This window comes from Oscillospiraceae bacterium NTUH-002-81 (assembly GCA_032620915.1).
GTDB lineage: Bacteria > Bacillota > Clostridia > Lachnospirales > Lachnospiraceae > JAGTTR01.
Genome location: CP136052.1, coordinates 927517 through 947012 on the forward strand (window position 1 = coordinate 927517; position 19496 = coordinate 947012).

Annotated in this window: 19 protein-coding genes and 7 tRNA genes; 20 read left to right on the forward strand and 6 right to left on the reverse strand. The window is 53.4% G+C overall.

The window, feature by feature from the left end:
- Positions 1-62 precede the first annotated feature (62 nt).
- The 15 genes from RJD28_04465 to RJD28_04535 all read left to right on the forward strand — a co-directional run bounded on the left by RJD28_04465 (position 63) and on the right by RJD28_04535 (position 6401).
- Positions 63-461: a hypothetical protein gene (locus RJD28_04465; GenBank protein ID WNV58780.1), complete on the forward strand. Its 399-nt coding sequence runs from the start codon at positions 63-65 to the stop codon at positions 459-461.
- A gap of 383 nt (positions 462-844) precedes the next feature.
- A tRNA-Arg gene (locus tag RJD28_04470) sits at positions 845-918 on the forward strand.
- A 101-nt stretch (positions 919-1019) separates the two neighbouring features.
- Positions 1020-1553 carry a DUF1700 domain-containing protein gene (locus RJD28_04475; protein ID WNV58781.1) on the forward strand — a complete coding sequence of 178 codons (534 nt, stop codon included), beginning with the start codon at positions 1020-1022 and terminating at the stop codon, positions 1551-1553.
- Between the two features lie 111 nt (positions 1554-1664).
- Positions 1665-1844: a hypothetical protein gene (locus RJD28_04480; GenBank protein WNV58782.1), complete on the forward strand. Its 180-nt coding sequence runs from the start codon at positions 1665-1667 to the stop codon at positions 1842-1844.
- A gap of 148 nt (positions 1845-1992) precedes the next feature.
- Positions 1993-2322 (forward strand): rhodanese-like domain-containing protein, encoded by a 330-nt coding sequence (locus RJD28_04485; protein WNV58783.1) that lies wholly within the window; start codon positions 1993-1995, stop codon positions 2320-2322.
- An 84-nt stretch (positions 2323-2406) separates the two neighbouring features.
- Positions 2407-3585: a class I SAM-dependent RNA methyltransferase gene (locus tag RJD28_04490; GenBank protein WNV58784.1), complete on the forward strand. Its 1179-nt coding sequence runs from the start codon at positions 2407-2409 to the stop codon at positions 3583-3585.
- The gene (locus RJD28_04495) at positions 3575-4174 is read left to right on the forward strand and encodes an XTP/dITP diphosphatase (GenBank protein WNV58785.1); all 600 of its coding nucleotides are present in this window, start codon (positions 3575-3577) and stop codon (positions 4172-4174) included. Before RJD28_04490 ends, RJD28_04495 begins: the two co-directional genes overlap by 11 nt.
- Positions 4175-4191: 17 nt before the next feature.
- On the forward strand, positions 4192-4671 hold the full coding sequence (locus tag RJD28_04500) for a metallophosphoesterase (GenBank protein ID WNV58786.1): 480 nt from the start codon (positions 4192-4194) through the stop codon (positions 4669-4671).
- A gap of 95 nt (positions 4672-4766) precedes the next feature.
- Positions 4767-4841 (forward strand) — tRNA-Pro (locus RJD28_04505).
- Between the two features lie 10 nt (positions 4842-4851).
- Positions 4852-4922: transfer RNA gene (locus RJD28_04510), tRNA-Gly, on the forward strand.
- A gap of 30 nt (positions 4923-4952) precedes the next feature.
- A tRNA-Arg gene (locus RJD28_04515) sits at positions 4953-5026 on the forward strand.
- Positions 5027-5054: 28 nt separating this feature from the next.
- A tRNA-His gene (locus RJD28_04520) sits at positions 5055-5128 on the forward strand.
- 60 nt (positions 5129-5188) lie between these two features.
- Positions 5189-5260 (forward strand) — tRNA-Gln (locus tag RJD28_04525).
- 70 nt (positions 5261-5330) lie between these two features.
- A tRNA-Leu gene (locus RJD28_04530) sits at positions 5331-5410 on the forward strand.
- 64 nt (positions 5411-5474) lie between these two features.
- Entirely contained in the window at positions 5475-6401 is a 927-nt protein-coding gene (locus RJD28_04535; protein WNV58787.1) for a radical SAM protein, read from the forward strand.
- A 134-nt stretch (positions 6402-6535) separates the two neighbouring features.
- Here the strand turns inward: RJD28_04535 and RJD28_04540 are convergent, their stop codons facing one another.
- The 4 genes from RJD28_04540 to RJD28_04555 all read right to left on the reverse strand — a co-directional run bounded on the left by RJD28_04540 (position 6536) and on the right by RJD28_04555 (position 8700).
- On the reverse strand, positions 6536-7063 hold the full coding sequence (locus RJD28_04540; GenBank protein ID WNV58788.1) for a GNAT family acetyltransferase: 528 nt from the start codon (positions 7061-7063) through the stop codon (positions 6536-6538).
- A gap of 61 nt (positions 7064-7124) precedes the next feature.
- A complete protein-coding gene (locus RJD28_04545) occupies positions 7125-7313 on the reverse strand; it encodes a hypothetical protein (protein WNV58789.1) in 189 nt (62 codons plus the stop codon).
- Between the two features lie 87 nt (positions 7314-7400).
- A complete protein-coding gene (locus RJD28_04550) occupies positions 7401-7967 on the reverse strand; it encodes a class I SAM-dependent methyltransferase (GenBank protein WNV58790.1) in 567 nt (188 codons plus the stop codon).
- A gap of 340 nt (positions 7968-8307) precedes the next feature.
- On the reverse strand, positions 8308-8700 hold the full coding sequence (locus RJD28_04555) for a helix-turn-helix transcriptional regulator (protein WNV58791.1): 393 nt from the start codon (positions 8698-8700) through the stop codon (positions 8308-8310).
- A gap of 162 nt (positions 8701-8862) precedes the next feature.
- Between RJD28_04555 and RJD28_04560 the strand changes: the two genes are divergently transcribed.
- Positions 8863-9108: a hypothetical protein gene (locus tag RJD28_04560; protein ID WNV58792.1), complete on the forward strand. Its 246-nt coding sequence runs from the start codon at positions 8863-8865 to the stop codon at positions 9106-9108.
- 64 nt (positions 9109-9172) lie between these two features.
- Here RJD28_04560 and RJD28_04565 read toward each other — a convergent pair whose 3' ends face one another.
- Together RJD28_04565 and RJD28_04570 are read right to left on the reverse strand one after the other, a co-directional pair.
- Entirely contained in the window at positions 9173-9502 is a 330-nt protein-coding gene (locus RJD28_04565) for a helix-turn-helix transcriptional regulator (protein ID WNV58793.1), read from the reverse strand.
- A gap of 61 nt (positions 9503-9563) precedes the next feature.
- Positions 9564-10061 carry a CYTH domain-containing protein gene (locus RJD28_04570; protein WNV58794.1) on the reverse strand — a complete coding sequence of 166 codons (498 nt, stop codon included), beginning with the start codon at positions 10059-10061 and terminating at the stop codon, positions 9564-9566.
- Positions 10062-10284: 223 nt separating this feature from the next.
- Between RJD28_04570 and RJD28_04575 the strand changes: the two genes are divergently transcribed.
- From RJD28_04575 to RJD28_04590, 4 genes are all read left to right on the forward strand, one after another.
- Positions 10285-11727 (forward strand): serine/threonine-protein kinase, encoded by a 1443-nt coding sequence (locus tag RJD28_04575; GenBank protein ID WNV58795.1) that lies wholly within the window; start codon positions 10285-10287, stop codon positions 11725-11727.
- 981 nt (positions 11728-12708) lie between these two features.
- On the forward strand, positions 12709-15090 hold the full coding sequence (locus RJD28_04580; protein ID WNV58796.1) for a hypothetical protein: 2382 nt from the start codon (positions 12709-12711) through the stop codon (positions 15088-15090).
- Positions 15091-15459: 369 nt separating this feature from the next.
- Positions 15460-16164: an ABC transporter ATP-binding protein gene (locus tag RJD28_04585; GenBank protein WNV58797.1), complete on the forward strand. Its 705-nt coding sequence runs from the start codon at positions 15460-15462 to the stop codon at positions 16162-16164.
- Between the two features lie 7 nt (positions 16165-16171).
- On the forward strand, positions 16172-19483 hold the full coding sequence (locus RJD28_04590) for an FtsX-like permease family protein (protein WNV58798.1): 3312 nt from the start codon (positions 16172-16174) through the stop codon (positions 19481-19483).
- Positions 19484-19496 lie beyond the last annotated feature (13 nt).

Here is a 19496-nt window from a genome sequence, read left to right on the forward strand (position 1 = left end):
ACAGATTGGACACAAATTCCAGGTATACTGGAGGTACTTCAAGAAAAGGAGGAGTACCAATTATGAAAATGAAGAAAGTGAAAATATTGACTGCAGCCTGCGTGCTGACATTTGCCATGGCTGCCATGTATGGATGCGGAAGCAAGGATTCCGGTGCGGACACGACGCAGACGACGGAGAGCACTGATACGAAGGAAGACACTTCTGCAGACACCACCACGGACACCAAGAGTGACACGACAGCAGAGGACAAGACCACTGCTGACACCACCACCGAGGCAGGCAGCACGGAAAACAGTGCAGACACTAACGAGAGCACAGAGACTCCCGCTGACGGTGCTGCATCTGACACAGCAGCAGAGGCTGACAGTGCAGCTTCCACAGAGACCAATGCATCCGCAGATACTTCCGCGGACAGCGAGGCTGAGGTAACAGAGTCCGGCAGCAGCACTGCAAACTAACACAGGACCAAAACCCAAAACAACCACAAAATAACCACAAAATAACCACGAAGCAACAAGAAAACAATTCCCTACATTACATAAGTATTCTCTTTTTATCCCCCGGAGCTGCCCACTCGGGGGTTCTCCGTGCATGGTGTTCTGTGAAAAGTTCAGAATCGCCATATGGACAATTCGCAAAATCGCGTGTGCCACGCTTTCCGCTGCTGCGTAGCTCATTTTTGTTCATTATATGGCGTTCCGTCCATCCGTTTTCACAGACAGATTTTTGTGCAAGCCCGAAATCTGTCCGCGAAACGTATGGCTGAACTTTTTGAAAAAACGCTTGACATTCAATGAAAGGCAGGATATAATAATTTATGTTGTTGGGGAAACAACGAAGTGTGCGTTTAGCTCAGCTGGATAGAGCGTTTGGCTACGGACCAAAAGGTCGGGGGTTCGAATCCTCTAACGCACGTAAGACAGAGAAGCCGGGAGATTGTTGGAGATCTTCCGGTTTTTTCGATTATACAGGATATGAAGTTACAGTATACAAATATACAATATACAGGAGGCAGGATGGACAGACAGCAGTTTATCGATACACTGGAGCGGACGCTGCGGGGCGGCGGCACCCCGGAGCATATCATCGCGGATAACGTCCGGTATTATAACGGGTATTTTGCGGACGAGTCTGCCAAAGGCAGAAGCGAGGCGGAGATCGCGGAGGAGCTGGGAGATCCCAGACTTCTGGCAAAGACGATCCTGGAAGTGCAGGAGCCCGGCGGCACCGGTGCGGGGGGATCTGCCCGGGGCTGGTATGGAGAGCAGACGGAGGATGCGGCGGACAGCGCTGGTTCCGCATTCGACAGTTCTGCGGCCAATGGAACCAAAGGCTTTCATGCGGAACTGAATGAGAACGGCTGGGATGTGCGTTATGGAAAATTCAAGATCAATTCCTGGTACGGGTATCTGCTCATCGCGCTGGTGGTGCTGCTGATCTTAGGCATCATCGGGACGGTCATCGGCGGACTTGTGACGCTGCTGGCACCGGTGGCACTGCCGGTGATCCTCATTGTGCTGGTCGTGCGTTTTTTCTCTCAGCGAAGGTAGCTATGACAAAAACTGGGAAAATAAGGAAATCAGGATTGCCCGGTGTGGGTGTATATTTTTCCGGTGAGATGCCATACTAAACCTGTATCAAAAATACAGGAGGTAGACGACATGTCAAAGAACAACTATTCCAATAACACCGGAAGCAACGCTTCCAACAAAAGCACCAACAAAAATACCAACAGCATGAACAGCTACGGTAACTACAGCAATTCCGAGAAGAACAAGACAAACAACAAGTCCGCAGGCGAAGATACCTACGGCAACAAGAGCGAAGAAGACAGATATTAGGCAGCCAAAGCGGGCAGAGAGCATTGTTTCTCTGCCCCTTTTCCTGTGCGGCATCTTTATGATACATAAGCGCATGCGGGCTTAGACCTTTTGCCCCTGGCATCATATAATGATAGTGAGAAAACAGCAGGAGATGTGAGGTGTCAGGATGAATTTTGAGACAATTCCGGCAAAAAGTCTGGACGGGTATATCGGAAGACCCGACTGCATGATCATAGATCTTCGGGACTGGGAGGAATACTGTCAGGGGCATATAAAGGGTGCGGTCTGTGTTCCTTTTGAACAGTTTCAAAAAAGCGTTCCCTTGCGGAAAAACGTGCGCTATGTGCTGTACTGCGAGCGCGGTTCTGCCAGTCTGATGGCTGCCAAACGGCTGGCCAGTCTGGGGTATCAGGCCAGCACGGTCATCGGCGGCATTCTGTCCTACCGGGGGCGGCATCTGGTGCTCTGCGGGGAAGGAGAACGAAATAGACATTGACAGCGGGCGCATGGCCGAATTAATATTAGGTATAAGTGAAAAGAAACCTGAATACAGAGAAAATATGGAGAGAATACAAAAAATATGGATCGGATGGAATTTACGGCGCCCTGTCATTTCGGACTGGAAGCCGTTCTGAAAAAAGAAATTACAGATTTGGGATACGAGATCAGTCAGGTAGAGGACGGCCGTGTTTCCTTCTATGGGGATGCGGCGGCCGTCTGCCGGGCCAACATGTTTCTGCGGACTGCCCAGCGGGTACTCTGGAAGGTGGCGGAGTTTGAGGCGGTGACCTTTGACGAGCTGTTTGAGCGGACGAAAGCCGTTCCCTGGGAGGACTATCTGCCGGAGAATGCCAAATTCTGGGTAGCCAAGGCCAACTCGGTGAAAAGTGCCCTGTTCAGCCCTTCGGACATTCAGTCCATTATCAAGAAGGCCATTGTGGAGCGGCTCAAGCAGACCTACCGCAAGGAGTGGTTTGCGGAAGATGGGAATGCCTATCCTCTGCGGGTATTTTTGATGAAGGACCGGGTGACCATTGCGCTGGACACCACGGGAGATTCCTTACATAAGCGGGGCTACCGGCAGCTCACCAGCAAGGCACCCATCACGGAGACACTGGCGGCGGCGTTGATCCTGCTGACACCCTGGAAAAAAGACCGGATCCTGGTGGATCCCTTCTGCGGCAGCGGCACGTTTCCCATTGAGGCGGCCATGATCGCGGCCAATATGGCGCCGGGCATGAACCGTTCCTTCCTGGCGGAGGACTGGACAAACCTGATCCGCAGAAAATACTGGTATGAGGCGGCAGACGAGGCGGCTGACCTGGTGTGCACAGACGTGGAGACGGACATTCAGGGATATGACATTGATGGTGCCATCGTGAAAGCTGCCCGGGAAAATGCCAGGGAGGCCGGTGTGGATCACTTGATCCATTTTCAGCAGCGGGCAGTGAAGGATCTGAACCACCCGAAAAAATATGGCTTTATCATCACGAATCCGCCCTACGGGGAACGGCTGGAGGAGAAGAAGGATCTGCCGGAGCTGTACCGGGAGATCGGGGAGGCGTACAACCGCCTGGATGCCTGGTCCATGTACATGATCACAGCCTACGAGGATGCGGAAAAATACATTGGCCGCAAGGCAGATAAGAACCGTAAGATTTACAATGGCATGATGAAAACCTATTTTTATCAGTTTATGGGGCCCAAGCCGCCCCGCCGCAGTGCAGACGAGAAGGAGAGAAAACAGTATGATCGATAAAATTATATTTGCCACGGGAAATGAAGGAAAGATGAAGGAGGTCCGCATGATCTTGAAGGATCTGGGGCTGCCGGTGCTGTCCATGAAGGAGGCCGGCGTGCAGGCGGATATCGTGGAGGACGGCACCACCTTTGAGGAAAATGCGAAGATCAAGGCTGTGGCGGTACAGAAGCTCACCGGAGCCCTGGTACTGGCGGATGACTCCGGTCTGGAGATTGATTATCTGAACAAAGAGCCGGGCATCTATTCTGCCCGTTATATGGGGGAGGATACGCCTTATTCGGTGAAAAATGCCAATCTCATCAGCCGCTTGGCAGGTGTGCCGGATGAGCAGCGGACAGCGCGGTTCGTGTGCGCCATCGCGGCGGCATTCCCGGACGGGGAGGTACTCACCACCCGGGGAACCATCGAGGGTATCATCGGATACGAGGAGCGGGGCGAGAACGGCTTCGGCTATGATCCGATTTTTTATCTGCCGGAATATAAGAAAAGTACGGCAGAGCTTTCCCCGGAGGAGAAGAATGCGCTGAGCCACAGAGGCCGCGCCCTTCGCCAGATGGAAGAGGAGTTAAGAAAGAGAATCCGATAAACGGAGGCTGGAAGCGAATGAAAATTCTGATTGTCAGTGACACACATAAGAGGCTGAGAAATTTTGACATCGCACTGGATCGGGTAGGGCCCGTGGACATGCTGCTGCATCTGGGGGATGTGGAAGGCAATGCCGACTACATAGAGGCTGCGGCGGGATGTCCCACCTATATCGTGTCCGGGAACAATGATTTTTTCTCGGATCTGCCCAAAGAACGGGAGATCATGATCGGAAAATATAAGGTGTTTATGACCCATGGACATTATTATTATGTTTCCGCAGGGACGGAGACACTCAAGCAGGAGGCCAGAGCCCGGGGCGCACAGATCGTGCTGTTCGGGCACACCCACCGGCCGGTCATCGACTATACCGACGATGTGATCGCCGTGAACCCGGGCAGCATTTCCTATCCCCGGCAGGAAGGGCACCGTCCCAGTTTTGTCATGATGGAGCTGGACCGGTTCGGGGACGCGCATTTTACCATCAATTATTTATAATAAGAAAAAGTTTAATTTTTTTGAAAAAATGTGTTGACAATATAGGACTTTCTATATATAATATATTTTGCGTCAGGTCATTGGCGCTGGTGAAGCGGGGTGTGGCTCAGCTTGGCTAGAGCGCCTGGTTTGGGACCAGGAGGTCGCAGGTTCGAATCCTGTCACCCCGATGACTGTTATGCGGGTGTAGTTCAATGGTAGAACACCAGCCTTCCAAGCTGGACACGTGGGTTCGATTCCCATCACCCGCTTTGCATATGAATCATATGCAGCTAAGATACGTGTTCGTAGCTCAGTTGGATAGAGCAACGGCCTTCTAAGCCGTGGGTCGGGGGTTCGAATCCCTTCGAGCACGTTTTTGCCTGGTTCGCCCGGCAGATATGGTGGGTATAGCGCAGCTGGTTAGCGCGCCAGATTGTGGCTCTGGAGGCCCAGGGTTCGAATCCCTGTATCCACCCGAAGCAGTCGGAATACTCCGGCTGCTTTTTTTGTATGATAGGATAGGAAATGACAGGATTGGGCCATCGCCAAGCGGTAAGGCATAGGACTTTGACTCCTACATTCGTGGGTTCGAATCCCGCTGGCCCAGTTTTTCACAGCATCAGGCTGTGCGGATCATTGATGCAGGACATGCCTTCGGGCTGTTTTGGCAGAGATCAGCGGATATGGCGGAATTGGCAGACGCGCCAGATTTAGGTTCTGGTCCGAGAGGGTGCAGGTTCGATTCCTGTTATCCGCATGATAAGTCCGAGACGAAAGAAAACAGTCTTGGACTTTTTTACGAAATACAAGGAGGAAATCCGATGCCGATCAGAATTAACAATTATGCAGGCCGTTTTGGCTGGAATATGAGAAAGTACCTGCCCAAGCTTGCAAGTACAGGATATCTGACGCTTCAGTATATGACCCGGGGAAGGGGACAGCAGAAGTATATTGACTGGTTTATGAGTCAGGAGAAGACTCCGTATCCGAAGGTTGTGAACCTGGAGACCATCAATCGCTGCAACAATACCTGTGCATTCTGCACGGCGAACCGGAATGCGGAGAAGCGCCCGTTCAAAAAGATGGATGAGGAACTGTTCAAGAGCATCATCATCCAGCTCAAAGAGTGGGGCTACAAAGGCCGCCTGACCCTTTACGGAAATAACGAGCCCTTCCTGGATACGAGAATCGTGGAGTGGCACAAGTTTGCCAGAGAACAGCTGCCGGATGTGCATATTTTCCTGTCCACCAACGGCATCCTTTTAAATATCGAGAAGCTGGAAGAGATCTGTCCCTATGTCAATGAGCTGATCATCAACAATTACTGCATGGATATGAAGCTGTATGACAACATCCAGGAAATCTATGATTATGTGAAAAACAACGAAGAGAAGTTTAAGGATGTGGATATCAAGATCCAGATGCGCTATCTCCAGGAGGTGCTGACGAACCGTGCGGGCAGTGCCCCCAACAAGCAGGGCTCCCAGAAGGTCATCAAGCAGACCTGCCTCATGCCTTACACCGACATGTGGATCGTGCCCGACGGAAGAATGGGCATCTGCTGCTGCGACAACTATGAGGTGACGGAGCTGGCGAACCTGAACGAGACAACCCTGCAGGAAGCCTGGAACAATGAGAAATACCGGGATCTGCGGGAGAAGATCCGCCATGGACGGCACCACTATGATTTCTGCAAATACTGTGACTTCATCGATGCGGGACTGCGCTCAGAGATCACAGAGCAGTAAATGCGTGTGGAAAGAATTCATATCACGATCAGAATAACAGAAAACAGATAAAAGCAGATAGAAAGTGGAACCTTTGCTTCGTGTGGAGACAGAGGTTCCACTTTTTCTGCTTTCATACAGACAGCGAAATAAGGCTAAATGAATTTTAACAGCTGATGCAGGATATGCGGTCCTTTTCCGGAAAACGGAAGGGTGAGTCGTCGATCGAAAGGTTTGAAATGGTTTTCTTTGTAGAATTGCAGAAGAAAAGGATTGTCTTCGCATTCCAGAAATTCCATAACACCACCGATAGAATATTGCAGATTTGAAACTGTGTCCAGAGCAAGGTCAAGAAGCACAGATCCTGAGATTTGTTTTTCCTTTGGTAAGGAATAATTTTTGCCTAGCTGTGCGATCAGATAGGCGGAAGTGACATAACTTTGCGCATCTTTATCAAGAATACTTGTACGGGACAGTTTTTTGGCTGTCGTCTTACTGATATTTGCTAAAAGAACCGAAATAGGCTTGATCGCCAGAGAAAAATAGCCTGCCAGAGAATCATCGGAAATATCAAAGACCAGATATGTGACCGACTGGTCCTTTTTGGTAAATTCTATCGCGTGATGTCGCAGAAAATATTCTACCTGAGGATTCTGTGGACAGGAGAATTCGGAAAGCAGCATGCACAGATTATTTTCAGTATGCGCATGGCTCAAATATTCCCGAATGTTCACAACATAATGGTTAGCGGTTGTGATTTATTTTCCACCTTTTCATACGGGCTGCGATTTCCACCGGATCTTTCAGCTCCAAATAAGGAACATCGCTCTTGGGACGAGGATCAAGCGCAGACTGTTCAAGAGCATTCACAAAACGCTCAACGGCTTCTGGATCAGAAATGACAAAGTTATGTGTAATACTCGATTCGGCCATAAATAACACCTCCTGTGTTCTCTGTCTGTGAAATCAGTATAGGCGCTTATTTTAGAAAATGCAATGTCTAATTTTGTCGAATCAGTATTATTTCAGCCGAATGACCAGCACTGGTTTGGGTGGGTGATTGGGCCGGTTCAGGTAGGTGGAAGCGATGACCAGATACGTTTTGGGATCCAGGGTGGAAAGATAGCGGAGCACCGCATCGTGCTCCTCAAAGCCGGTATCACCGCCCTGATAAACGCAGATGGTCATGAGGCCGCCCTTTTTCAGCAGAGGAAGCCCTGCTGCGATGGCAGGCAGGGTCGTAGCAGCTTTGGTGGCGATGGCATGTCTGCCGCCGGGCAGATATCCCAGGTTGAAGGTGATGCAGCTGACTGTGCCGGGTATGGCGTACTGGTCTATGTGTTCGTGACTGTCCAGAATAAGACGCACCCGGTCGATGAGCCCCTGCGCACGCAGAAGCTTCCCGGCAGCGTCCAGGGCGCTTTGCTGAATATCGAATCCGATGACCTGACCGTCAGCACCGACGAGAGAGGCGAGAAATGCCGTGTCGTGGCCGTTGCCTGTGGTTGCATCGATACACAGGTCACCGGGAGAAATTTGCAGGGAAAGAAAATGATGACACCAGTCGGTGACAGAAAGATTGTCCATAATACCTCCGTTCGTTCGATAACGACACAAGAAAAGGAAATGCCGTCTGTCGACGTCGCTTCCTTTTCTTTTGCGCTCATTATATCATGAACCCGCACAGCCACTCAGGTTCCACGCGCTATCGCGCTCTACTGCCTGCTATCGCAGGCGGAACCTTCGTTAATGGCTTGTGAAAAACAAATGTCTGCTCACGCAGCCGCTTGTTTTTCCCTACGCGCATTATATCATGATTCGCACTATTTACTTAACACGATTTTACTGCGATGAAAAACGTCGAATAATGACACATAAAGCCGAACGGTTGTCGTTGACTACAGCGGGAAGTAGTTATACTATGGAATTAGAGAATGCCTTTTGCCTTGAATTGCAGGAATTCAAGATGGAGCCGGGCATCAGAGCGCAGCTGCTCAGGAAGATCGAAATAGATGTTCAGATAATCCAGATCCATCTGTGTGCAGGAACGCTTCTTGCCGCTCTCCTGTGCGCTCTTTTGAAGATAATCAGAAGTGGCGTCTCTTGCAATGTCAGAGTGATCATTCACGAGATCATCCAGTCTGATGCGGTACAGTTTCGCCAGGGCTCTGAGCGTTTTCAGATCCGGAGTTCGGGTTCCACGTTCATAATTGGAATAGGTTTGCCGCTGAATATTCAGATATTTTGCAATGTCTTCCTGCGTGTAATGATACAGCTTACGGTATTTTACCAGCTGTGATCCCAGAACTTCATTATCCAAGAGCTCACCTCCCTGTCGACAGTTTATCTTAAAGCATATCCGCTTTTGTCAGAATGTATCCTCCCACATTATAGCAACCGGGGAGAAAAATATCTTGGGAGGCAACGAAAAGTAGCTGAAATACAGGTAAAAGCAACGAAATGATGTGAAGGAGGAAATGATATGACGGAAAAGGAAATGGTAGATTTTGTAGTGAATCACGCGCATGATACAGATGAGGCGATAAGAGAACAGGTTCGGAAATGCTGGGAGCTGATCGTGGTCAGAGGCAGGCAGCTGGAGAAGAATGCTGTGCATGTTGTCGTGCCGGAAGGCGGGCTGACGCCGCAGCAGATGCTGGATGTGCTTCTTGCAAAGATTGAAAGAGACGGGATAGAATCCGTGGCAGAGACGATGTCTGCAGAGTAAACGGCCATACAGGGATGCTGCATGGCCGTCCCCCCGATCCTAAGTACGGCTTTTTCGCTGATTGTTATTTGTTCAGATACGCATGCATAAAGGCATCAATGATCAGACGCACAGATGGCGGCGTCTTCCGATAGGTGTCTATATGCGACTGCTCCGATAGATTCAGATCGCATGGATTCAGCTGCTCGTATTTTCTGGGATTGTCTGAATTTCCGATGAGATAATCCACAGAAGTTTCGAAAAAGCGGGACAATAAGATCAATGTCCGGATATCGGGCTCGGCCAGATCATTTTCATATTTATAAATCGCCTGCTGCGTGACACCGATCTGTTCACCAAGCTTTTGCTGACTGAGCTGGCGGTCTTCACGCAGTGTTTTCAAATTTTTGACCAAATGACACGGCCTCCTTCCTGCTACTGTTTATTGTAGCAAGAAAGGGGAATACTACGCAAAACTATAACGTTGTCGAATTCGACAACAAAAAAGATTTATCGACAAGAGATTCCCGGGGAAGCCTGCTTAAAGTACTGTTGTGATACGCCGTGGAAAATGTCACTTCCTGCCCGAACCAGTCGGGAGGCGTGAAGCGCCGGGCAGCCGTCTCGTCCGGGAACTCCACCTCGGCCAGGCAGAGTGGATCAAAGGGGGCATCGAAGACATCTAGTTCTGCGGTCAGACCATCGGAAAGGGGAATGAGATAGCGCTTTTTGCTGATCAGATTCCCGTCTGCTTTGGGGAGCAGGTGCTCGTAGGCTTCCGCGGTGAGAGGCAGGTTGTATTCTTCCCGTACCATAAGGCCTTTGGATTTATAAGTGAGATAATAGGAGTTGTCTTCCCGACGGATGCGGATCACCGGATCTGTATTCAGGTACGCCTGCTGGATCAGATGGAAGGGGTAGGATTCGGGGGAAAAGGGCAGCTGCCGAATCAGATATTTGCGTTCGATTTCCATAGAAAATCCTCCTGAAAATGGGGATATTCCTGCAGATAAATTTTTATGGGATCATAAGATCTGTCCGCAGGAACATACAAGTGAACGGTAACATATATGAAGTATAGCCTCAAAGACAGCATTTGACAAGCGCTTGGGCAGATGATATAATCATGTCATCTCATTTGCGGGTTCTCCGCAGATTACTTCCACAACAAACAAATAAATAGTGACAGGAGTAAGTATGCCCGAAAGAATCATAGCGGGCCGTTACGAGGTACTTGACATGTGCGGGAAAGGCGGCACTGCGCAGGTGTTTTTGGTGCGCCGCCGGAGGGATCAGAAGCTGTTTGCGGCGAAGGTCATACATGCCGGTATGCCTTTTACGGACGGCCAGCGGGAAGGGGCGCTTTTGCGCCGGATAAAGGATCGCGCTGTCCCAACGCTGGAGGAGTGCTTTGTCTGGGAGGGACAGTGCGTGCTCATCATGGAATGGCGCCCGGGAAAAACGCTGGAGCAGAGGGTACAGGAGGACGGCGGCCTGGGGCTGTGGGAGACACTGTGCCTGGGCATTCGTCTGGCCGGGCTGCTTCAAAAGCTGCATGGGCAGAAGCCTCCGATTTTTTATCTGGATCTGAAGCCCTCCAACATTTTGCTGAAGCCTGTAAGAGGAAAGGCAGCGCCGGTCATCCGGTTTGGGGCTCTTGTGGATTTTGGGTGCGCCAGGGAGGCAGACGAAGACGGTAACCTGCGGGCCACCGGCATGGGGACGGAAGGGTTTGCAGCACCGGAGCAGCGCCTGGCCGGGCAGACCGTGACAGCAGCGGCGGATGTGTACGGGCTAGCGGCAACGCTGTTCTATGCGGCGGCCAATCCGCACAGAAGCAAACGGCTGCAGGCGGTGGTGGAACGGGCGCTCGCACCAGATCCGAAGGATCGATATCCTTCCATGGAGGCATTTCGCCGGGCGCTGTGTCGATGTGTGCCGGATTGCTTTTTGCCGTGCCTTTCCGGGAAAAAGGGAATGGGCCTGCTGCTGACCGCAGTTGCCGTGTTCCTGCTTACGGGGGCCGGTGTTAGACAGTGGACGGTGAACCGATGGGAACAGGACATCATGGACTGCGTTGCCGGGGAGTTTGATGCAGACAGGGAAGATCAGCTGTACAGGCTGCTGGAACAGCCACCGTGGCCGGGAAGCACAGCAGCAGATGTGCTGGAGAAGGACAAGGCGTTTTGCCTGGAACTGGGGCAAAGACTCTGGCGGCAGGAGACGGGCGTTTCTGCCAGAAAAGAGAGCTGTCGGTGGCTGGAACTTGGTGCGGCGGGGGAAGCGGAAAAGGAGAGATACCGGTGTCTGGCAATCTATTATCGCTGCCTGGAAATGGGACAGAAGCCGGAAGTACAGGAGACAATGGAGGCGCTGGAAGCTCTGTCCTGGATGGTTTCCGTCCGGGAGGATGCACTTCTGCCGGTGACAGCGAAGGAATTGCTGCGCTGCGTGTATGCGCTGCCGGGGGAACAGCTGCAGACGGATCAGGTGGCTGCAATACTGGAGAAGCTGTGCCGGAGGCTTGCCGACGGGCAGCTGCGGGGAAAACAAGCGCAGGGAGAACAGGAGCTGGAAGAAATCAGAGCCACGGCGGAGGAACTGCTGGAACTGTCACGAAGGGGGGAGAAACACATTTGAATAAAAGAAGATGGAAAAGAGTGCTGATGGGCGGGATGCTGATGGTTTTTCTGTGGGGAAAGTGCGGCGCAGGCTCCCGGGCGGAAGCACCGGTTCCTTGGTTGGACGGGATGTGGCTGAACGGGAAAACCATGGAGGAGATCGAACCATATTTTGGGGCGGAACCCATTTGCCTGAATGTGCATATGCAGGAGGAGCAGGCAGTGAAGGCGGTAGTGCTTGCAGGAGAAGAGGAGACCACGGTTCCGCTTGTATATGAGGCGCAGGAGGATGGCTGGGCGGCAGAGGCGGTACTTTCTCCGGCAGAAGGCAGCTGGCGGTTTTGTCTTCTGTGGGAAAAAGAAGACGGAAGCGAGAAAATGCTCTATGAAAGTGAGAATTTTATTCTGGACCGGACGGTGCCGGAGGCGGAGGTGTGGATCACAAAGCAGGGAGCGGGTCAGACGGAAGATGGGGAAAAACCGGCAGATAACGGATCATCGGAGGATGGCGGACAATCGTCGAGAGGTGGGCAGTCAGTTCCTGATGCGGAAGCAGGCGCCGGAGAAGCCGCTTCGCTGTCTGTGGGGATCCGGGTGCGGGAGCTGCACTGGGACCCGTCCCTGGCGGCTATCTGTCTGAACCGGCTGCGCTGTGGGGAAGAGCAGGGGCAGCCGGAAGATCCTGACGGTGAAGCATTTGCCGGGGCAGCGTCTCCTGACGGAAAAGAGGAACCGGAACCGTCCGCGGACGGCGTCTGGCAGGAGGTTGAGGAAGGCGTCTGGGAGTGGCAGAAAAACATACAGGAGGAGGGAAACTGGCAGATTGATTTTCAGACGGTGGATCTGGCCGGGAATCTCTCTTCGCCGGTCAGCACCGGGGAGACATTGGACTGGAGCGCACCGCAGCTTTTTGGACACTGCTTTTACGGCGGACGGAACGCCTGTCAGTGCGGAAGTGCAGGAGACCATGGTGTGCCGGGAGCGACTGGAAGGGCGGCTTTTGCTGGAGGATCTGTGGAGCGGGGTGGCTGCCTGCCATGTCTGGATGCAGAAAGAGGGAGAAGAACGGCAGCTGGTGAAAGACTGGACGGCAGAGAACCCTGTGGCCCGGGCGGAGATTTCCTTTTCCCTGACAGAAGAAGGACAGTGGACGCTGTTGGCGCTGGCCCGGGACGGGGAGGGAAACGTCTGGAAGGAAGAAAGAGAGCTGGGCGTCGTACAGATGGATGCCCGGGCGCCTCTGGCGGGGCTGTCTGTCAGCGGCACGTCCGGGGAGAACGGCTTCTATACCGGGGAGGGCAGGCTGCATCTGGAGGCGTCGGACACCGGCAGCGGACTGGAGAAGATGCAGCTTCTGGCCGACGGCGATCCGGTGGCGACATTTTCCTGTGAGGGGAAAGTACGGCAGCAGGAGACGGTGGACATTCCGGAGGCTTATGAGGGGATCCACCAGTGGACGCTGCAGGTGTGGGATGTGGCCGGAAACCGCAGCACTGCGGCAGAGGAAGTGCGTCTGGATGGAACCGCGCCCCGGGTGGAGCTGGAGGCGGAAGCGCTGCCCTGTAAAACCAGGGGATACTATGCCAGTCCCCGGAAGATCCGGATCCGGGTGGGGGAAGCCTTTGCGGAAACACCCTGTCAGGTGGATCTGTACCGGCAGGGGACATACTGGCGGAGTGTGTCATGCGAAAGGACAGATGCGGACGAATACGAGGGGGCGGTTCTGGCGGAAGAGGAAGGCAGCTATGACGTGGAGGCTGTCTGCCGGGATCTGGCCGGGAATACGGGAAAAGCCGGGCTGGCGGAACCCTTTGTCATCGACCGGACGGCACCGGAGATTACGGTGACCTGGGAGGAGCCGCCGGAAGGCGGCCGGGAAAAGGACGGTGTTTGGTACTGCAGAGGGACGAGATATGCACGCATCTGTGTGACGGACGATTTCCCGGATGAGAAGGACATCTCCTGTGTGGTGGAAAAAGACGGCGTGCAGACCGTACAGCGGCTGTCCTTTGCCGGAAACGGAAGGACACGGCAGGCCAGGCTTCGGTTGGAAGAAGAGGGCACCTGCCGGCTGTTCCTGTCGGCCCGGGATCTGGCGGGCAATCAGGCGGTGCCTTATGAAAGTGAGCAATTCGTGCTGGACAACACCCCGCCCACGCTTTCTTTTGACCGGGGACAGACAGATACGGCTTCGGGAGAGCGTACCGTAGCGCCCCGGGTGCAGGCGGCTGATCTGCATGCAATGGAACAGGGACTGACGGTGCACCTGTACCGCACGGGAAATGCGCCGGGGCAGATTTGGCAGGAGGACAGCCCGCTGTATTTACCGGGGACATATGCGTGGGAGGAAACGGAAAATTCCTTTGTCTATGGCGCCTGGCCGCTGCAGCAGCGTCTGGACGGCTGTTATCGGCTGGAAGCCAGGGCAGAGGATCTGGCCGGGAACGTGCAGCAGGAAAGCTGGGATTTCACCGTGAACCGATTTGGCTCGGTGTTTGTGTTCGGACAGGCGCTCTTGCAGGCAGGACAGCAATATTATGTGAACGAGAAGCCGGACGTTGTGATCCGGGAATTCAATCCGAATCGTATCGTTTCCAGAAAAATCTTGCTGGAATGTGATGCGGGGATCCGGGTACTGAAGGAGGGGCAGGACTATGTGACAGAGCAGATGCACGCTGCCGGGCAGTGGAGTAGTTATCTCTATCGGCTGCGTCCGGAGGTGCTGGCCTGGGACGGCGGGTACCGCCTCAGCGTCCACACGACCGATCAGGCGGGCAACTCCATGGACACGCGCAGGCAGAAGGAGCTGGCCTTCTTTCTGGATCGGGAAGCGCCGGAGATCACGGTTGAGCAGACAAAAGAAAAGCATCTGTCGGGCGCCAGCACCCTGCTGGTTTCGATGAAAGATCTTTCCGGCGTACAGCGGGCCGCTTTTCAGATTGACGGCAAAGACAAAGTGGTCTATGAAAGGAAGGAGATTCAGAAAGTCGGCGGCCGGTTTGCCCTGACGGTACCTGCCGCAGGGAAAAAGCAGACGGTCACCATAACAGCACTGGATCTGGCTGGAAATGAGGGAGTTACCCGGCCATTTTCTGTGGCGGAAAACACTTTTACAGAAGAAACGAAACCTCTCTCACAAAGAAAAAGAAGTATCCAAAAGCGGGACAGAGACGGCACAGGGATCAGGGGATGCCGGTCGCCGGAGAACAGGCTCGCTGTTGTCAGGATGTCTGCTTCTTTTCCTTGCCATCCTGTTGATCATTGTGCAAATTTGTGCAAAAATTCAAAAAAAGAAAAAATGGGAATTGTTGACAATGATGGAAACTATGTTATAATTAAAACATACTTGTTGACAAATGAGGCAAGTATATATGGGTTGTAGGGATGTATGTATTGGCTGTGAGAAACAGAGGGAGAGCATCAGGAATGCCTGCGGAGCTTTTCGGAGACTGCGCGGACATTCCGGGTTGTTCTGCATGGAATGAAGAGATTGGAACAATTCTTTGTCATTGCATGGCATCCGTGAGAAGAGAGTTTCATGGGGGTGGAACTCTTTTTTTTAATGAGCGCAAAAGAAAAGGAAGCGCCATCAAAGATGGCATTTACTTTTCTTGCGCCATTAGTGAACGAACAGTCTGCGAGAGCAGACAGTAGAGAGCGCGTCAAGCGCGGGTTCGTGAGCTTATAGAGGAGGAACATTTTTTTAGCGCAAAAAAAAAAGAAAAGGAAGCGCCGTCGAAGGAGGGAAGCGATGGAACCGTTTGTAAGTCTGAAAAATGTGCAGAAGATTTACCGTATGGGAGAGGTGGAGATCCGTGCGGTGGACGGTATGGATTTTGATATTTGGAAAGGGGAGTTCGTGGTGATCGTGGGCCCCAGCGGTGCCGGGAAGACAACGGTGCTGAATATTCTGGGCGGTATGGATACATGTACTTCGGGCAGTGTCCGGGTAGACGGCCGGGAGATCAGCGGACTGAAGGAACGGCAGCTCACGGCATATCGGCGGGATGACATCGGTTTTGTATTTCAGTTTTATAATCTGATCCAGAATCTGACAGCGCTGGAAAATGTAGAGCTGGCATTGCAGATCTGCCGGGAGCCGTTGGATGCGGCGCAGGTATTGGAAGATGTGGGGCTTGCCGGACGGAAGGATAATTTTCCGGCGCAGCTGTCCGGCGGGGAACAGCAGCGGGTGGCTATTGCCCGGGCGCTGGCAAAGAACCCAAAGCTTCTCCTCTGTGACGAGCCGACGGGAGCCCTGGATTATCAGACAGGAAAGGCTATTCTCCGGCTATTGCAGGAGACGTGCCGGGAAAAGGGAATGACGGTGATCGTCATCACACATAATCAGGCCATCACCCCCATGGCAGACCGGGTGATCCATATCAAGAATGGAAAGGCCGTGCAGATGGAGACCCATGCGCACCCTGTGTGTGCAGATGAGATAGAATGGTAGGAGGCTTATGAAAAAACAGGCACTTCATAAGGATTTTACGATGGAAATACGCCGGACGCCGCACCGGTTTGGTTCTATTTTTCTCATTGTGGCGCTGGGCGTGGCGTTCTTTTCCGGCATCCGGGCCACGGAGCCGGATATGCGGCTCAGTGCGGATGCTTATTATGATCATTCGGCACTGATGGATATCCGGGTGCTGGGAGACCTGGGGATGACAGCCGGGGATGTGGAAGCTATCCGTGAGGTGGAAGGCGTGCAGTCGGCGGTGCCGGAGTACAGCTGTGATGTACAGTGGAAGCAGGAGAGTGATGTACGCAATGTGCGGCTCATGTCGCTGGATGAGACGATCAACCGGATTTCGGTGACGGAGGGGCGGCTTCCGGAAACGACAGCAGAATGTCTGATGGATCAGCGGCTGGCCCAGATGACCGGAACAAAGCCGGGGGATGTGATTCCGCTGAGCACCGGGGATGATACGTTACTGGAGGATCGGATTTCCGGGGATCAGGTGACAGTGGTGGGGATTGGTACAACGCCTCTGTACCTGTCACTGGAGCGGGGGACAACTGCCATCGGCGACGGGGCGCTGGACGGGTTTCTTGTGTTGCGGCCGGAGGCATTTACCATGGAGGCTTATACCCAGATCGCCGTGACGGTGGAAGGTGCTGCTGCAAAAACGTGCTACACAGACGCCTATGATGCGGTGGTGGATCGGGTGCAGGATCGGCTGGAGGCCATTGCAGAGGAACGCTGTGCCCTTCGCTATACCCAGGTGCAGACAGAGGCGCAGGATAAGCTCGCCCAGGGAGAAGCGGATATCGCAGACGCAAAGACGAAGCTTGCGGATGCCAGACAGGAGCTGACAGACGGGGAGGAGAAGCTGGCAGACGCAAAGGATACGCTGGCCTCCCATGAGAAGGATCTGGCAGATGGCAGGCAGAAGGTGAACGATGCCCGGACGCAGCTGGCGGACGGAGAGCAGCAGCTGGCGGATGGATGGAAAGAATATGAGGACGGTGTTGCCCAGGCGGTGGACGGGATGGATGCGCTGAAAGAAAGCCAGCAGCAGCTGGCAGATGCGCGAACGCAGCTGGAAAACGGGTATGTGCAGATTGACGGCGGACTTACGCAGATCCGGGAAGGCCTGGGGACACTGGATGCCCAGGAGCAGGCGATCCTCTCCCAGGAGTTGCCGGAAGAGCAGAGGCAGGCAGCCCTGGATCAGATCGCGGCAAGCAGGCAGGCGCTCCTGGAACAGCAGGGGGAACTGCAGCAGCAGCGGGCCCAGCTGGATACCCAGGAGACATTCCTGGCAGAGAAAGAAGCTCAGTGGAGACAGGGAAATGATGAAATCCACCAGGCACTGGAGAAACTGCGGCAGGCAAAGGCAACGCTGGAGGAGAAGGAGCAGGAGCAGGCAGACGGCAGGCAAAAGCTCGCGGATGCCGGAACAGAGTTGTCTGACGGGGAGAAGAAGCTTGCGGATGCCAAAGAAGAACTGGCCGATGCAGAGCGGGAGCTGGCGGACGGACAGCAGAAATTTGCAGAGAAAAGCCAGAATGCGGAAAAGGATATCGCAGACGGAGAGCAGAAGCTGGCCGATGCCCGGGAGGCATTGGAAGATCTGGAGGTGCCCGAGTGGTATGTGCTGGATCGCAATACGTTGGAAACCTATGTGGAATATGGGCAGAACGCAGACCGGATCGGTGCCATTGGCAAGGTATTTCCGGTGATTTTCTTCCTGGTGGCCGCGCTGGTGAGCCTGACGACCATGACGAGAATGGTGGAGGAACAGCGGACGCAGATCGGAACCATGAAGGCATTGGGATATGAGCGGACGGATATCGCCGAAAAATATGTCTGCTATGCGCTTCTGGCCAGTGTGCTGGGAAGTATGCTGGGCTGTGTGGTGGGCCAGAAGCTGCTTCCTGCGGTAATCATTCAGGCCTATAAAATCATGTATAACAATCTGCCGGACGTGCTGACACCTATGAATCCAGGATATTCCCTGCTGGCTTCTTTGCTGGCAGTGGCCTGTACGGTGCTGGCCGCACTGTCTGCCTGCTGGCGGGAGCTTCGCAGTGTTCCGGCAGTGCTCATGCGGCCGGAACCGCCAAAAGCCGGAAAAAGGGTGTTGCTGGAGCGGGTCGGCTGGCTGTGGAGGCGGCTGAATTTCAGCCAGAAGTCCACGGTGCGCAATCTTATGCGGTACAAAAAGCGGTTTTTCATGACAATCTTCGGCATTGGCGGCTGTATGGCATTGCTGCTGGTAGGCTTTGGCATTCGGGATTCGCTGGTGTGTATCGGGGACGTGGAATTCGGACAGATCCGAAAGTATGATGCCGTGCTCACCCTGGAGAAGGATTGTTCTGATGCGGCTGTGGAGAAGCTGGAAGGGCAGCTGGGGCAGGATGCGCGGATCACCGGGATGATGCGGGCGGAAGAAAAAGCGATCGATGTGAGCAGTGAGGCGGCACAGACAGAGCGGTCAGCCTACCTGATCGTGCCGGCGGATCAGAAGCAGCTGGGGGATTTTATCACCCTGCGGCAGCGGACGGACGGGACGGCCATTTCCCTGTCGGAGGAGGGCATTGTCATTACGGAGAAGCTGGCCAAATTGCTGCATGTGCAGGTGGGGCAGACGGTGTTCCTGAAAGAGGACGATACGAGCCGACATGCGGTGAAGGTCACCGGTATCACAGAAAATTATTTTATGCATTATATGTACATGAGTCCGGCGCTGTATGAATCCGTCTACGGGAACCAGCCGGATTTTCAGGAGATCTTCCTGGACACCACTTCCTCGGAAGCTGCTTTTGAGGATGTCCTGCGCACCGATTATATGCAGGAGGAAGCGGTGGCGGCGGTTTCCTTCTTAAGCGGAACGAGCGAGCGGGTGCGGGATATGCTGCGCAGCATGGATACGCTGATCTATGTGCTGGTGATTTCCGCAGGGCTCCTGGCATTTGTCGTTCTGTTTAACTTGAACCATATCAACATCACCGAGCGGCGGCGGGAGCTGGCAACCTTGCGGGTACTGGGCTTTTATGAGGAAGAGGTGTCCAGGTATGTATTCCGGGAAAATGTGGTGCTCACGGTCATCGGCGCCGGGGTGGGCGCCGGACTGGGCGTGCTTCTGCACCGGTTTGTCATTATGACGGCGGAGATCGATACGATGATGTTCGGGCGGCAGATCGCAGGCCTTAGCTTTGTATACAGTATTTTGCTGACATTTTTGTTTTCCGGCATTGTCAATGTGGGAATGCATGTTACACTGAAGAAGATTAATATGGTAGAATCACTGAAAAGTGTGGAGTAAGGAGATAGAAATA